This is a genomic window from Frateuria sp. (assembly GCF_035944355.1).
Taxonomy (GTDB): domain Bacteria; phylum Pseudomonadota; class Gammaproteobacteria; order Xanthomonadales; family Rhodanobacteraceae; genus Frateuria_A.
Map to the genome: position 1 here is coordinate 237885 of NZ_DASZBH010000008.1, position 13659 is coordinate 251543.

Sequence of the window (13659 nt, forward strand, 5' to 3'; positions counted from 1 at the left end):
CATGCCGTTCTCGACCGCGCTCGAACCCGAATCGCTGGTCGAGCACTTCCTCGCCCATCCGCCGCAGGACTTCACCGCGCATCGCTCGGCGTCGGGCATGCCGGTGTTCCAGGCACGCTTCGACCTGCTGACCACCATGGACGACGCGCTGCGCCGGCGCATCGCCGGCCTGCCGCTGTATCGCCGGTGGGGAGGCCTGCTGCGCTGGCGCACGCGCTTTGCCGGCTGCACCGTGACCGAGTACGCCCCGCTGCCCTCGCGCGCTGCGCCGGCGGCGCTGGCCGAGGAATTGCTGGCCGCCTACGGCCGCGAGTGCGCGCTGCTGATCGTCAAGGACCTGCCGCAGGACTCGCCCCTGCTCGACGTGCACGCCAACGCCCAGGCCCGCGCCTTCGCCGCGGCGCTGGTCGCGCGCGGCTTCGTGCTGCTCGAAGGCATGCCGCTGGCCTGGGTGCCGATCGATTTCGATTCCGTCGACGACTATCTCGCGCGGCTGTCGGCCTCCCGCCGCAAGGACATCCGGCGCAAGCTGCGCGCGCGCGAGCGGCTGCAGGTCGATGCGCTTGCCACCGGCGCCGCGTTCGCCGACCCGGCCGTCGTCGAGGAGTTCTACGCGCTCTACGCCAACGTGCACGCGCAGAGCGAGATCCATTTCGACCTGCTCGACCAGACGTTCTTCGGTGCGGTGCTGCAGGATGCCGCCAGCGGCGGCGTCGTCTTCGCGTGGCGCAGCGAGGGCCGGCTGATCGGCTGGAACCTCTGCTACGAATACGGCGGCATGCTGGTGGACAAGTACGTGGGCTTCGCCTATCCGCAAGCGCGCGAACACAACCTGTACGCCGTGAGCTGGATGCACAACCTCGAGTACGCCCGCCAGCGCAACCTGAGCCACTACGTCGCCGGCTGGACCGACGCGGCCATCAAGAGCTACCTCGGCGCCACGCTGAGCATGACGCGCCACGCGGTGTACCTGCGCAACCCTCTGCTGCGCGCGCTGCTGCGCCGATGCGCGCACTGGTTCGAGGGCGAAGCGACGAGCGGGGCGGCGCGATGAACCGTCACCCGGTGGTACTGGACATCGACCACTCGGTCGGTCCGCTGGCCGATCGCCTGGTGGTGCCGCTGGAGCACTGGCAGGAGGCGCTGCGCTTCGGCTGCACGCTGTCCACGCTGGCGCGGTTCCGCCGCGTGCTGGACGACACGCTGCCGGCCACGCACGGCACGGTGCTGCTGGGCAGCGGCGACTTCCACCACCTGAGCTGGCCGCTGATCGAGCGCACGCGCGCACGTACGCCGTTCCAGGTGGTGGTGCTGGACAACCACCCGGACAACATGCGCTACGCCTTCGGCGTGCACTGCGGCTCGTGGGTGCGCCGTGTGGCGATGCTGCCGCAGGTCAGCCACGTGCATGTGGTGGGCATCACCTCGGGCGACATCGGCCGTGCGCATGCCTGGGAGAACTACCTGGCTCCGTTGCGCAAGGGCAAGCTCAGCTACTGGTGCATGGACGTGGACGTGGGTTGGGCGCGGCGGTTGGGGCTTGCGCAGGCGTTCCATCGCTTCGACGACCCGCAGGCGCTGGTGGCCGAGTTCCGCGCCGCCCAGCGCCAGCGCCCGCTACCGACCTACCTTTCGATCGACAAGGATGTGTTCGCGCCCGAGGTGGCACGCACCAACTGGGATCAGGGCCGGCTGCGGCTGGAGCACGGGCTGGCGCTGATCGACGGCCTGCGGGGCGGCCTGGTCGGCAGCGACATCACCGGCGAGATTTCGCATTACCGCTACCGCAGCTGGCTCAAGCGGCGGCTCTCGGCGATCGACGAACAGCCTGCGGTCGATCCGGACGAACTCGCCGCCTGGCAGGCGCAGCAGCACGCCCTCAACCAGCGATTGCTGGCGGCTATCGGCCGTGCGGGCTGAGCTCGTTCAGTCCTTGTCGTTGTCGATCGAGTTTTCCAGCACCTTGCCGTCCATGGCGTCCACGCCGACCTCATGGGTGACGCCGTTGGCTGCGATGTCGAAGGAATAGCGCAGGCCGCTGCCGCCTTTTTCCTTTTCCAGCTCTTCCTTGGTGATCTTGCCTGGGGAAGCTTTCAGCGCGATCGCGCGGGCCTCGGCCATGCTGATGTGCGGATTGGCCGCGGGCGTCACGCGGCTGGCCTGGGCGCCGAGCGCGGCGGTGCCGAGAACCAGCAGGGAGGTCAAGGGAATCCACTTGCGCATGAGGGGTCTCCTGGAAAGGGGCAGGCGCGGACGGGTCGGTCCGCTTGGGCAGCATCCCCCGTCCGACTTAGATCACGCTTACCGCGCGCGGCAGAGCGGTTCAGGCCACGGTTCGCGCGATTTCGTCGGCGATCAGCCCGAATGCCGCGTCGTCCAGCCATGGGCTGTTGCTGACGGTCAGCGTGCGGGCGGCGAAGTCGCGGGCGTTGGGTACGTCCTGGCGCGGCACGCGGTCGGCGAGGTAGGCGTAATCGGGCAGGGCGTGGATGAACAGGCGGCTGACGCCCAGGCCCTTCTGCCAGAGCCGTGCCAGCGCGGCGTCGCGCATGCGCGTATCGGGCAGGCGCAGCAGCAGGAACGGCCAGGTGCCCTGCGCGCCGGGCGGGTCGCCCAGCACCTCGACGCCTGCGATGTGTCCCAGGCGCGACACCCGGGACGCCGCCTGTGCAGCGAGCGTGGCAAGGAAGGCCGGCAACCGCGCGGCGGCGTGCGCGCCCACCGCACGCCGCCAGGCGCCGACGCGGTGGAAGGGGATGGCCGGCGCGAAGTCATCGCCCACCGCGGCCACCGGATCGCCGCGACGCAAGGCCGCGCGCAATGGCCGGCCATAGGCCAGGCCCAGGCCGAGCGGCCGGTACAGCGCGGCCAGCCCGAGCAGTTCCAGGCTGCGGCGCAGTTCCCAGCCGAGGCTGCGCGGTACCTCGGCATGGGTGCGCCGCAACGCTTCGCGCAGTTCGGGGTCGCGCGCCAGCAGCAGGCCACCCTCGTAGATCGACAGCCCCTTGCCGGCGGCCAGGCTGAAGAAGCCGACGTCTCCGCGCAGGCCCACGCTGGCGCCGCGGTCGCGTGCGCCGAGGGCTTGCGCGGCATCCTCGATCACGTAGGCGCCGGCTCCGCGCGCCACTGTCACGGCGGTATCGATATCGGCCACGCGCCCGGCAAGGTGCGTCGGCAACACGGCGAGGGTGTCCTCGCGGCAGGCCTCGGCGAGCGCCTGCGGGTCCATGTCGTAGTGACCAGGCCGGAGGTCGCACAGGCGCAGGCGGAGCCCGGCGCAGTGCACGGCGATGGCCACCAGCGGGCAGGTGTAGGCCGGCACCACCACCACCGGGCGCTGCGGCGAACGCGCCTTCAGCACGCGCAGGGTCAGCAGCAGCGCGGCGGTGCCGGAGCACTCCAACTGCAGCGGCGGCGTATCCAGCAGGGTGGCGATGCGCGCGGCCAGGTCCGTGCGGCCAGGCAGGAGATCGGGCAGACGCAGCGGCAGGCCGGCCGTCGGCGGAACCTCGTGCAGGCGCGTGCGCGGCATCGCGGGGCTCACGCGTGCCCGGCGCCATCCGCCGGGGCATGCCCCGCATCGTCCGACTCGGCCAGGCCCAGGCAGACGATGCCGGCCACGATCGCCACGGCGCCCAGCACCCGCGGCACGGTGAGCGGCTCGTGGAACAGCCACACCGACAGCAGCATCACGCTCACCACCTCCAGGTGCGAGGCGGCGAAGGCCGGGCCGATGGGCGCGTGCTTGAGCAGGCTCATCCAGGTGAAAAACGCACCCAGGTAGCCGACCAGCGCGCCGTAGATCCAGGGCGCGCCGAACACGCGCAGCACCCAGGCCAGGTCCGCCGCCACCGGCAGCGCGTGGGTGCCGGCGAGCTTGAAGGAGACCTGCGCCAGCGTGTCGAACGCCATCAGCAGCAGGAAGCCGACCAGGTAGAAACGCTTCATCCGCCCGCTCCCACGATGGCCACGCCCAGGCTCACCAGCAGGATGCCGGCCACGCGCAGGCGGGTGAGCTTCTCGCCGAACAGGAAGCGCCCGGCCACCATGATCGCCACGATGTTGATCGAGCCCAGCAGCACGCCCTCGGACAGCGGCACCAGCGAGAGGAAGGCGATCCACACCATGAACTCGATGACGTAGCAGCCCACGCCGATCCACAGCCACGGCCGGCTGGCCATGTGCCGCCAGCGCGCCAGGCCATCGCCCGCATCGGGGTCGCCGGCGGCCGCCTTGAAGGCGAGCTGGCCGCCGGTATCCACCACCACGTTGGCCAGCCACAGGCCGATGGTCAGCAGCGGCATGCTCAGGCGGCCGCCGCCAGCGGCGAACTCGTAGCGGCGATGCCACCGAAGAAGCGCGCCGAATGCTCGATCAGCGTGCGCCGCTCCTTGTCGATGGTGATCATGTGGTAGCTGTCTTCCAGCAGCAGCAGCTTGGCCGGCGCGCTGACGTTGCGCATCACCAGCTCGGCGTTGCGCACGCTGGCCACGTCGTCCTCGCTGGCGTGCGCGACCAGGCAGGGCGCGGTCACCTGCGGCAGCTGGCGGCGCACCTGCCGGGCCAGCTGGTAGAGGTCGGCCAGCGCGTGCCAGGGGTTGCCGAGCAGGCCGGCGATGGTGCTGTCGCCCGAGTGCATGGCGGCGCTGACCTGCGCGCGCAGGCGCTCGTCGCGCAGGCCGTAGGGCGGCTGCTCCAGGAACACGCGCTCGCGGCCCAGGCCCAGCTTCTTGAGCAGCGGCAGCACGAAGGAGAGCCGCGCCGACCAGGGAATGCTCCAGCCGTCGTAGCGGAAAGTGGCGCCGTACACGCCCACACCGGATACCTGCTGCGGCCGGTCGGCGGCGAGCTTGAGCGCCAGCAGCGCGCCCATGGAGAGGCCGCCGACGAACAGGTGGTCGACTTTCTCCAGCATCGCGTCGGCGGCGCGCTCAACGCTGGCGTACCAGTCGCGCCAGCCGGTCGCCAGCAGGTCGTCGGTGTCGCCGCAGTGCCCGGCCAGCTGCATGCCGTGCACGGTGAAGCCGGCGTTGTTGAGGCCCTTGCCGAGCAGCCGCATCTCCATCGGCGTGCCGGTCAGACCATGGATCAGCAGCACGCCGCTACGGTTGCCTTCGAGAAAAAAATCAGCCTGGCGAATCACGAATCTACCCCATGGTGGATGGGGCTAGCCTCGCACAGGCCCGTTTCATCGGGCTTTCGTGGATTCTTGCGGCGGCTCGCCGCCGAGGCGCACCAGCACGCGCTGGCCCACGCGCGGCGTCTGGGCGTCGTCGAGCGCGAGCACGCATTCGACCGTGCGGTTGTTGGCGCGCTGCTGCGGATCGTCCTCCAGCGCGGAGGGGCCGATCACGTTGCCGATGCGCACCACGTGGGCATGCCAGGGCGCCGCCTGGGGCGCGCCGTCGGCGCTGACCAGCGCCGGCATGCCGACCTTGACCGCATTGACGTAGGCCTCGCTCAGCTCGGCGCGAACGATGCGCGGGGTGCGCGGCAGCAGCACGAACAGCGCCCCGGACTGCGGCGAGACGCTGGCGCCGGGCTGCGCGGTGACCCGGATCACGTCGGCGTCCAGGGGCGCGCGCAGCGTGCGCTGCTCCAGCTCGAAGCGTGCGCCGGCGAGCTTCTGCTCGGCCAGGCTTACGCCGGCGCGCATGGCGGTCTGCTGCGCATCCAGCTCGGCGGCCGCGTTGCGCGCATCGTCCGCGCTCTGTCCGTCGCCGGCGCCGGCCTGTTCGGCAGCGGCCAGGCGGCTGGCGCGCGAACGCGCGGCGGCGAGCTTGCCGCCGAGCAGCGCCAGCTGTGCCTTGGCCTGGTCCAGCTCGGCCTGCGCGGAGGCCACCGCCAGGCGGGCCGGCTGCAGATCCAGCGACGCCAGCGGCTGGCCGCGGCGGACCTGTTCGCCTTCGTGCACGTCGACCTGCGCCAGGGTGCCTTCGCGCGGCATGCCGATCTTAAGCAGGCCGCCCTCGACGTCGATGCGCCCCCGCGCCACCGCGGCATACGCCGGTCTGGACGGCGCGGCGGCCGGATCCTCGTGCCGGGTGCAGGCAACCAGCGGCAGCGTCGCCAGCAACGCGAGCAGGCAGGCGTGCCGGTGGGAAAAGATCATGGAGCGGTTCCTTGGGTGAAATCGAGGGTGGAGGGCATCCGCAGGTCGCTCAGTATGCGGCCGTCTTCCATCGCCAGCACGCGGTCGGCGTGGCCGATCAAACGCGGGTCGTGGCTGACGCAGAGGACCGTGGTGCCGTGATGGCGGGCGATGCGGTGCAGGATGTCGATGATGACCTGGCCGCTGGCTGCGTCCAGTGCGCTGGTCGGTTCGTCGGCGAACAGCAGCTGCGGCTGCTTGGCCAGCGCGCGGGCGATCGCCACGCGCTGTTTCTCGCCGCCGGAAAGTTCGGCCGGCTTGAGCCCCATGCGGTGCGCCAGGCCCACTTCCTCCAGCGAGCGCTCGGCACGCTCGCGCGCCTGGCGGCGGGTCAGCCCCAGGTAGTGCAGCGGCAGCTCCACCTGCTCGCGCGCGCTCAGCGCGGGAAAGAGGTTGAAGCCCTGGAACACGAAGCCGGTATGGAGCAGCCGGAAGCGCTCCAGCGCGCGGGCATCCAGCCGGCTCAGCTCGCTGTCCAGCGCGAAGACGCGGCCCGTATCGATCTTCTGCAGGCCGCTCATGATCGCCAGCAGGGTGCTCTTGCCGCAGCCGGACGGGCCGGAGATCAGGGTCAGTTCGCCCGGGTCGATGGAGAGCGAGAGGTCGTCGAGCACCTGCGTGCGCACGCGTCCGGACACGAACGCCTTGGCGACGTGTTCGGCGCGCAGGGTGGCGGGGGCAGGGGCGGGGTTGGCCTGCGCGTTCATCGCAGCAAGCTCGCAGGATCGGCGTGGCGCAGGCTGCGGACCGCCGCCAGGCCGGACACGCCGGCCAGGCCCAGCGCGAGCACCACGCAGGCCAGCGTGGCCGGCAGGTTGAGCACCACCGGCACGTCCTGGCCGCGGGCCAGCACCAGCAACAGCGTGCCGAGCAGCGTGGCGCCGAGCAGGCCGAGCGCGCCGACCCAGAACGCCTGCTCCAGCACCACCCAGCGCAGCGCGCCCACGCCCACGCCGAGCGCGTTCAGGGTGGCGTACTCGCGCACCGAGCCGGCCACCGCCGCGACCAGGGTCTGGCTGGTGATTACCGCGCCGACCAGGAACACGATGCCGGCCAGGAACAGCACGCCCGCGCCGGCGCCGGTGTCGAGCATCCAATAGAGCACCGAACGCCGCGCGAAGGCACGGGCGGTCCACACTTCGTAGGGTCCGAACGCACCGTCGCCGCGCAGGCGCTGCGCCACCGCGTCGGCCTGGGTCGGGTCGCTGAGGCGGGCGACCAGGTAGGTCGGGCGGCCGGTGTCGGTCGGATCGGTGTCCAGCGCCCGCGCCGTGGCCAGCGAACTGACCACGTTGACGCCGCCCAGTGCGCGCAGGCCGCTGCTCACGCCGACCACGCGCACGGTATGCCCGTTGATCGCGGCGGTGCCGCCGACGGCGACGCCGAGCTTGCCGATGTCGGCGCGGTCGACGATCACCGCGTCGGGCTCCTCCAGCCGCGCGCGCAGCGCCGGCGAGAGCGCATGCGCGAACATCATGCCCGTTGGCGAAGCGTCGATCCCTGATACATACACCGACTCGCCGCCGGTGCCGCCGCCGCCGCGCCAGTCCGCGTCCAGCCACAGGAACGGCTCGACCGCCGCCACCGCCGGGTCCATCAACAGGCGCGCTTCGATGTTCGGATCGATCGGGCGCCCCAGGTTGACGCTCTGCGTACCCGGGTAGCCGACCCACAGGTCGGCGGCCGAGCCGGTGACGTAGACGCTGGCGCTGCCGAAGATGCCCAGCACCAGCGCCGCCTGCAGCAGCTGCAGCAGGCCGGCGAAACCGACCGCCAGGATCGCCGGCAGGAAGCGCCGCCATTCGTGCACCAGTGTCTTGCGGGCCAGGGCGACCATCAGTCGTGGCCCTGCGCAAGCGCGCCCTGGTCGCCGGCCGGCAGCGGCGCGCCGCCCAGGGCCTTGAACAGGGCGACGAAGGCCAGTCCGCGGCCGGCGCGGGCCTGGGCCAGCGCCAGCGCCGCCTGGTCGCGGGCGATCGTGCTGTCGGTGCGGTCCGCGGGCCCGGCCAGCCGGAGCGCCACGCGGCGTTCGACGGCGGCATCGGCCTTCTCCAGCGCGCTTGCCGCATCGGCGCAGCGGCTTTCGTAGTCGGCTTGCTGTTCGAGCTTGCCCAGCGCGGTTTCCACTTCGGCCACGCCTTGCAGCACCGACTGCCGATAGGCCAGCACGCTGGCCCGCAGCTCGTGTTGCTTGGCGTGCGCCTGCGCCCTGCGCATGCCCCAGTCGAACAGCGGAATGTCGATCAAAGGACCTGTCGAAAAGATCGCGTTGTCATTGGTGGGCCGATGTGCCAGCAGGCTGGTGGACCAGGTCAGCGAACCGCCGATGGCCAGGCTGGGGTACTGGTTGGCACGCGCCATCCCGGCCTCGCCGGCGGCGTGCAGGACCTCGGCCTCGGCGCGCAGGATTTCCGGGCGCGAGCGCAGCAGGTCGGCCGGCGCGGACTCGAGGCGCCAGGCGCCGAGCGAGGGCATGGGGCCGGCCTGGAGCCATGCCGGGTCAGGCTCGGCCTGGCCGAGCAGGATCGCCAGCTGTTGCGCGTTGGCGTCCACCGCCTGGCGCGGTTCGGCCAGCGCCGCTTCCGCCTGTGCGAGGGCGGCCCTGGCCTGTTCCACGTCCAGTGCGCTGGCCAGCCGCAGGCGCTGGCGCGCCTGCGCGGCGTCCGATTGCCCGCGCCGCGCGTCGCGGATGCGCTCCAGCCACAGCACCTGCTGCTGGGCCGCGCGCAGGTCGAGCCAGTCGCGCGCCACTTCGGCCACCAGCGAGACGCGGGCGCCGCGCAGGTCGGCCGCGGCGGCATCCAGGTCGCCGCGCGTCATGCGCTTGTCGGCGGCGCCGCGGCCGAAGAAGTCCAATTCCCACATCGCGTCGAAACCGGCCAGGAAGAACGAGGCGCTGGCATCGGGGTCGAACGCATCCTCGGTCCGGGCATGCAGTTGGGGCAGGTAGCGTGCGCCGACCTTGCGATGCAGGTCGCGCGCGGCGCGCAGGCGTTCCACCGCCTGCGCCACGTCGAGGTTGCGCGCCAGCGCCTTGTCGACGAGCGCGTCCAACTGCGGATCGCCGAACGCGTGCCACCAGCCGTGCAGGTCCACCGGCGCGGCGCCTGCGGTATCGGCGGCCGCATGGCGCCACTGGGCGGGCGCGGGTGCGTGCAGGTCCGGCAGCGGCGCGGTGGCGCAGCCGGCCAGGAGGGTGCACAGGGCGGCGAGCGCGAACCCTCGCGGGCTGCGGCCGCGCCGTGGCGCCGGGTTGCGGGAAAGGAAAGCTGGAGGCATGTGGCGATAGGGGCAGGGCACGGCGGTTCAGCTTACCGCCGTGGGGGGAAAGTGCACGTCCACACTTAGGCCGTGCTGTGCGGCGCGCCGGTATTGGATCCTTGCGCCATGGCGCTCGGCGATACGCTGCACGATCGCCAGCCCCAGTCCGGTGCCCGCCTCGGCGCTGCCGGGCACGCGGAAGAAGCGTTCGCCCAGGCGCGCGAGCCATTCGTCGGGCACGCCCGGGCCATCGTCCTCCACCCGCAGTCGGGCGCCGCCGCCCGGCAGCGGCGCCAGGCTCACCGTCACGTTGCTGCCGCGGCCCGCGTAGCGCAGGGCATTGTCGACCAGGTTGTCGAGCAGCTCGTGCAGGCTCGCGGCGTCGCCCATCACCCGCAACGGGCCTTGTGCGCCCTGGTAGCCCAGGTCGATTCCCGCCGCCAGCGCTTCGGGCACGCGCAGGCTCACCGCTTCGGGCACCAGCCGGGCCAGGTCCACCGGCGCATGCCGGGTCGGGGTGGCCAGCGGCGACTGCGCCCGCGTCAGCGCGAGCAGTTGCGCCGAGGTGCGCGCCGTGCGCAGGGTGAGCTTGCGCATGTGGGTGAGCGCGTCGCGCAGGTTCTGCGGACTGTCGTCCGCCAGCGCACGCTCCACGTGCAGGCTCAGGCCCGCCAGCGGCGTGCGCAACTGGTGGGCGGCGTCAGCGATGAAGCGCTCCTGCAGCGCCAGCGCATCGCGCAGGCGCGCGAACAGCGCATCGATGGTGCGCGTGAGCGGCAGGATCTCCTCCGGCACGTCGGCCTCGCCGATGGGCGTGATTTCCTGCTCGCGCGCGGCCAGCCGCGCGGTGAGCGGCTGCAGCACGCGCAACCCGTAGTTCACGCCGAACCACACCAGCGAGAGCACGCCCAGCAGCAGCAGCGTCTGCAGCGGCACCGCCATCAGCAGGATTTCGCGCGCACGGCGGCGGCGGTCGGCCAGGGTTTCGGCCACGGTCACGGTCAGTGTGTCGGTCGGGTCGGCGTCCGGATGGATGCTGGCGGTTGCCACGCGCAGGGTGTGCGCGCCGAGCGTGGATTTGTAGAGCACCGGCGGCCCATCCGCCGCCGGGGCGGCGATCTGGTGGAACTGCGCATTGTCGGCGAGCCGGCCGTGCCGTTGGCTGTCCACGCTGAAATAGCTCGGGCCTTCCGGGTCGTATTCGAGCAGGAACCGCGCCTGCCGCGACAAGTGGCCCTCGATGCTGCCCTTGCGCAGCATCTGCGCCAGCGACAGGGCGTTGTCGCTCAGGTCGCGGTCGTGCACGCGGTTCGAATAGGCCAGCGCCACACCGTAGGTGAGCAGCGCGTCGAGCACCAGCAGCAATCCCACCGGGATCAGCAGGAAGGCCAGCAGGCGCCGGCGCAGGCTCGGCTGCGCCCAGCGCTTGGGGGGTGTTGACGGCTCAGCCACCGTCCTGCTCCTCTTCGAGCATGTAGCCCAATCCGCGGATCGTGCGCACGCCGGTGCCGCAGCCGTGCAACTTGCGGCGCAGGCGGTGCACGGCGATGTCCAGGCCGTTGTCGGTCAGTTCCTGGTCCCAGCTGCACAGCGACTCCACCAGTTGCGCGCGGCTGGTCAGCCGTCCGACCCGGGTCGCCAGCGCGGCGAGCACGCCGAATTCGCGGGCGGTCAGTTCCAGCGGCGTCTCGTCGATCCAGGCACGGCGTCCGGGCAGGTCCACGCGGAGGTGGCCGAGCTTCAGTTCCGGCGTGCCCTTGCTGGTCACCCGGCGCAGCAGCGCGCGCACGCGCGCCTTGAATTCGTCCAGCGCGAAGGGCTTGATCAGGTAATCGTCCGCGCCCAGGTCGAGCACGCGCACGCGTTCGTGCAGGCCCTCGCGGGCGGTGATCACCAGCACCGGGATCTCGCCGCCGCGCCTGCGCAGGCGATGCAGCACCTCGCTGCCGTCCAGCTTGGGCAGGCCCAGGTCCAGCACCAGCAGGTCATAGGGCGTGTCGTGCAGGGCGGCGTCGGCCCGCGCGCCGTCCTCGACCACGTCCACGGCGTGCCCGCCATCGCGCAGCGCCGCCGCGACACCGGCGGCGATCGCCGCATCGTCTTCCGCTATCAGAACGCGCATGGCCGGGGCAGGGGGTGGGTAGAGTCCATAAGCGCCCATTATGGGCTACGGGGGACGTTATCGCTCGGCAGGGGTGGCCGATGTCGCCTGGGCCAGGGCCCGGCGTCGGCATGCTGTGCCGGCACACTTAGCCTGGACTTACACCCGGCCCTTGCGCAGGCGCATGCGCGAGGGCCGTTGAATGCGGCTTCAGCTTGGCCTTCACCGCGTGACTGCGGTGCAGGACGCCATGCTTTGTGTAATTTCTCTCCACTGGATCACACCATGACGGCTCCCATGGACCCGTACCGCTGGGACCTCGGCCTCTTCCATGCAATCCATGCCGCCGCGCCGCCCTCGCATGCCATGCTGGCATGGGCCCGCGCGCTGGCGGACGCTCCCCTGGTGCTGACGGCGGGCTTGCTGGGCATGCTGATCCTGCTGCCTCGCCTGTCGATGCGTACGTCCGCCTGTCGGGCGCTCGCCGCGGCCATGCTGGTCCTCGCGGCCAATGGCCTGATCGGCCTGGTCTGGGATCGGCCCAGGCCCTTCGTGGCGGGCGTCGGCCAGGCGTGGATCGCCCATGCGGCGACCGGAAGCTTTCCGAGCGACCACCTGACCCTGCAATGGACCGTCGCCGGCATGTTGCTGCTGGAGGGGCGCACGCGGCCGTGGGGTGCGGCGATCGCCTTGCTGGGGCTGCCCATGGCGTGGGCGCGCGTCTACCTGGGCGTGCACTACCCGAGCGACATGGTTGGCGCCCTGGGCATGGCCGCGTTGGCCACGATGGCCGGCAGGAGCGTGCTCGGCCGGCAGCGGGCGGGCGCCTTGGGGGCCGCCGCCGCGGAAGATTTCACTGGCCCCACGTTGCGAACATGACGATCGCGGCGGCCGCCATCACCACCGTCGCCGCCCAGCCGGCAATCTTCAACGCCCAGGGCATCGTGAACTGGCCCATGACCTTGCGCCGCGAACCCATCAGCATCATCACGACCATCAGCGGGACGGCGGCCACCCCGTTGATGACGGCGCTCCAGTACAGCGCCTTGACCGGGTCGAGCGGCGTCAGGTTGAGGGCGACGCCTATGACGCTGGCCGCCACCAGCACGCCGTAGAAAAACTTGGCCTCCGTGAGCGTGTATTCGAGCCCGGCCGGCTTCTTGATCGCATCTGCGGCGGCATAGGCGGTGGCGCCCGCCAGCACCGGCACGGCCAGCAGGCCGGTGCCGATGATGCCGGCGGCAAACAGCGCGAACGCCAGCCGCCCCGCCAACGGGCGCAGGGTCTCGGCGGCCTCGGCGGAGGACTGGATGTCGGTCTTGCCGTGCGCATGCAGCACGACGGCGGCGGTCAGGATGATGAAGAACGCGATCAGGTTCGAGAACAGCATGCCCACGGTGGTATCGATGCCGATCCGGCTGAGCGCCTGCGGCGCCTGCCAGGGGGCCTTCTTCAGCGGGATGCGCCGTTGGCTGGCGCGGATCTCTTCCACTTCCTGGGCTGCCTGCCAGCAGAACAGGTAAGGACTGATGGTGGTTCCCAGCAACGCGACCAGGCCGACGGCATATGTGGCGTTCCAGGCGATCGGCGGGTGCACGATGCTCAGCAGGACATCCCGCCAGGGCACGTGGATCACCAGCACGGTAGCCACGTAGGCCAACAGGCTCAGCGTGAGGATCTTCAGGATCGGCGAATACCGCGAAAAGGGAATGAACACCTGCAGCAGCAGCGAAAGCACCGCGAAGAGGATCGCATACACCAGCGCCGGGCCGCCGATCAGGAGCTGCAGCGCCGCTCCCATGGCGCCGATGTCGGCGCCCAGATTGATCACATTGGCGACGACGATGGATACGACCAGGCCGTAGACCAGCGGCTTGGGGTAATGCCGGCGGATGCCGTCCATCAATCCGTGGCCGGTCACGCGGCCGATGCCCGCGCTGATCCCCTGGATCGCGATCATCAGCGGGATGGTCAGCAGGATGCACCACAGCGTCCCGTAGCCGAAGGCGGCACCGACCTGGGAATAGGTCGCGATACCGCTCGGATCGTCATCGGCGGCGCCGGTGATCAGGCCTGCGCTGAACCGGCGCCAGAGGGGGGGCGGGGTGGATGGACGATCGCTACCGGCTTGCCTGGCCATGCCGCT

15 protein-coding genes are annotated in these 13659 nt (G+C 71.3%); 3 read left to right on the plus strand and 12 right to left on the minus strand.

The genetic code is table 11. The features are described 5' to 3' along the window. The first annotated feature begins 1 nt into the window (after position 1). Together VGU03_RS05885 and VGU03_RS05890 are read left to right on the plus strand one after the other, a co-directional pair. The gene (locus VGU03_RS05885) at positions 2–1054 is read left to right on the plus strand and encodes a peptidogalycan biosysnthesis protein (RefSeq protein WP_327479327.1); all 1053 of its coding nucleotides are present in this window, start codon (positions 2–4) and stop codon (positions 1052–1054) included. After that, positions 1051–1920, plus strand: coding sequence for an arginase family protein (locus VGU03_RS05890; protein ID WP_327479328.1), 870 nt, complete (start codon positions 1051–1053; stop codon positions 1918–1920). Before VGU03_RS05885 ends, VGU03_RS05890 begins: the two co-directional genes overlap by 4 nt. Positions 1921–1926: 6 nt before the next feature. On the opposite strand, the gene VGU03_RS05895 is transcribed toward VGU03_RS05890, so the two are convergent. From VGU03_RS05895 to VGU03_RS05945, 11 genes are all read right to left on the minus strand, one after another. Beyond that, positions 1927–2223, minus strand: a complete 297-nt coding sequence (locus VGU03_RS05895) for a PepSY domain-containing protein (protein ID WP_327476904.1) — start codon at positions 2221–2223, stop codon at positions 1927–1929. A gap of 100 nt (positions 2224–2323) precedes the next feature. After that, positions 2324–3532 (minus strand): DegT/DnrJ/EryC1/StrS family aminotransferase, encoded by a 1209-nt coding sequence (locus VGU03_RS05900; RefSeq protein WP_327479522.1) that lies wholly within the window; start codon positions 3530–3532, stop codon positions 2324–2326. A gap of 8 nt (positions 3533–3540) precedes the next feature. After that, complete coding sequence (locus tag VGU03_RS05905) at positions 3541–3948, minus strand: DMT family transporter (protein ID WP_327479329.1); 408 nt, start codon at positions 3946–3948, stop codon at positions 3541–3543. After that, entirely contained in the window at positions 3945–4304 is a 360-nt protein-coding gene (locus tag VGU03_RS05910; RefSeq protein ID WP_327479330.1) for an EamA family transporter, read from the minus strand. The genes VGU03_RS05905 and VGU03_RS05910 overlap by 4 nt, the downstream gene beginning before the upstream one ends. A gap of 2 nt (positions 4305–4306) precedes the next feature. Further along, entirely contained in the window at positions 4307–5143 is an 837-nt protein-coding gene (locus tag VGU03_RS05915) for an alpha/beta hydrolase (protein WP_327479331.1), read from the minus strand. Positions 5144–5188: 45 nt separating this feature from the next. Then, positions 5189–6112 carry an efflux RND transporter periplasmic adaptor subunit gene (locus VGU03_RS05920; RefSeq protein WP_327479333.1) on the minus strand — a complete coding sequence of 308 codons (924 nt, stop codon included), beginning with the start codon at positions 6110–6112 and terminating at the stop codon, positions 5189–5191. After that, entirely contained in the window at positions 6109–6858 is a 750-nt protein-coding gene (locus VGU03_RS05925) for an ABC transporter ATP-binding protein (protein WP_327479335.1), read from the minus strand. The genes VGU03_RS05920 and VGU03_RS05925 overlap by 4 nt, the downstream gene beginning before the upstream one ends. Continuing rightward, the gene (locus VGU03_RS05930; RefSeq protein ID WP_327479337.1) at positions 6855–7988 is read right to left on the minus strand and encodes an ABC transporter permease; all 1134 of its coding nucleotides are present in this window, start codon (positions 7986–7988) and stop codon (positions 6855–6857) included. Before VGU03_RS05930 ends, VGU03_RS05925 begins: the two co-directional genes overlap by 4 nt. After that, positions 7988–9430, minus strand: coding sequence for an efflux transporter outer membrane subunit (locus tag VGU03_RS05935; RefSeq protein ID WP_327479339.1), 1443 nt, complete (start codon positions 9428–9430; stop codon positions 7988–7990). Before VGU03_RS05935 ends, VGU03_RS05930 begins: the two co-directional genes overlap by 1 nt. A gap of 27 nt (positions 9431–9457) precedes the next feature. Next, a complete protein-coding gene (locus tag VGU03_RS05940; protein WP_327479341.1) occupies positions 9458–10864 on the minus strand; it encodes a sensor histidine kinase in 1407 nt (468 codons plus the stop codon). Then, positions 10857–11534, minus strand: coding sequence for a response regulator (locus VGU03_RS05945; RefSeq protein WP_327479343.1), 678 nt, complete (start codon positions 11532–11534; stop codon positions 10857–10859). The genes VGU03_RS05940 and VGU03_RS05945 overlap by 8 nt, the downstream gene beginning before the upstream one ends. 264 nt (positions 11535–11798) lie before the next feature. On the opposite strand from VGU03_RS05945, the gene VGU03_RS05950 reads away from it, so the two are divergent. Further along, the gene (locus VGU03_RS05950; protein ID WP_327479344.1) at positions 11799–12392 is read left to right on the plus strand and encodes a phosphatase PAP2 family protein; all 594 of its coding nucleotides are present in this window, start codon (positions 11799–11801) and stop codon (positions 12390–12392) included. Here the strand turns inward: VGU03_RS05950 and VGU03_RS05955 are convergent. Next, the gene (locus VGU03_RS05955; protein ID WP_327479346.1) at positions 12367–13653 is read right to left on the minus strand and encodes a divalent metal cation transporter; all 1287 of its coding nucleotides are present in this window, start codon (positions 13651–13653) and stop codon (positions 12367–12369) included. The genes VGU03_RS05950 and VGU03_RS05955 overlap by 26 nt on opposite strands. Positions 13654–13659 lie beyond the last annotated feature (6 nt).

What these genes read in the sequence shown, in the direction of transcription:
- VGU03_RS05885 (WP_327479327.1), top strand. Translation starts at nt 2, where the DNA reads ATGCCGTTCTCGACCGCGCTCGAACCCGAATCGCTGGTCGAGCACTTC.
- VGU03_RS05890 (WP_327479328.1), top strand. Translation starts at nt 1,051, where the DNA reads ATGAACCGTCACCCGGTGGTACTGGACATCGACCACTCGGTCGGTCCG.
- VGU03_RS05895 (WP_327476904.1), bottom strand. Translation starts at nt 2,223, where the DNA reads ATGCGCAAGTGGATTCCCTTGACCTCCCTGCTGGTTCTCGGCACCGCC.
- VGU03_RS05900 (WP_327479522.1), bottom strand. Translation starts at nt 3,532, where the DNA reads ATGCCGCGCACGCGCCTGCACGAGGTTCCGCCGACGGCCGGCCTGCCG.
- VGU03_RS05905 (WP_327479329.1), bottom strand. Translation starts at nt 3,948, where the DNA reads ATGAAGCGTTTCTACCTGGTCGGCTTCCTGCTGCTGATGGCGTTCGAC.
- VGU03_RS05910 (WP_327479330.1), bottom strand. Translation starts at nt 4,304, where the DNA reads ATGCCGCTGCTGACCATCGGCCTGTGGCTGGCCAACGTGGTGGTGGAT.
- VGU03_RS05920 (WP_327479333.1), bottom strand. Translation starts at nt 6,112, where the DNA reads ATGATCTTTTCCCACCGGCACGCCTGCCTGCTCGCGTTGCTGGCGACG.
- VGU03_RS05925 (WP_327479335.1), bottom strand. Translation starts at nt 6,858, where the DNA reads ATGAACGCGCAGGCCAACCCCGCCCCTGCCCCCGCCACCCTGCGCGCC.
- VGU03_RS05930 (WP_327479337.1), bottom strand. Translation starts at nt 7,988, where the DNA reads ATGGTCGCCCTGGCCCGCAAGACACTGGTGCACGAATGGCGGCGCTTC.
- VGU03_RS05935 (WP_327479339.1), bottom strand. Translation starts at nt 9,430, where the DNA reads ATGCCTCCAGCTTTCCTTTCCCGCAACCCGGCGCCACGGCGCGGCCGC.
- VGU03_RS05945 (WP_327479343.1), bottom strand. Translation starts at nt 11,534, where the DNA reads ATGCGCGTTCTGATAGCGGAAGACGATGCGGCGATCGCCGCCGGTGTC.
- VGU03_RS05950 (WP_327479344.1), top strand. Translation starts at nt 11,799, where the DNA reads ATGACGGCTCCCATGGACCCGTACCGCTGGGACCTCGGCCTCTTCCAT.
- VGU03_RS05955 (WP_327479346.1), bottom strand. Translation starts at nt 13,653, where the DNA reads ATGGCCAGGCAAGCCGGTAGCGATCGTCCATCCACCCCGCCCCCCCTC.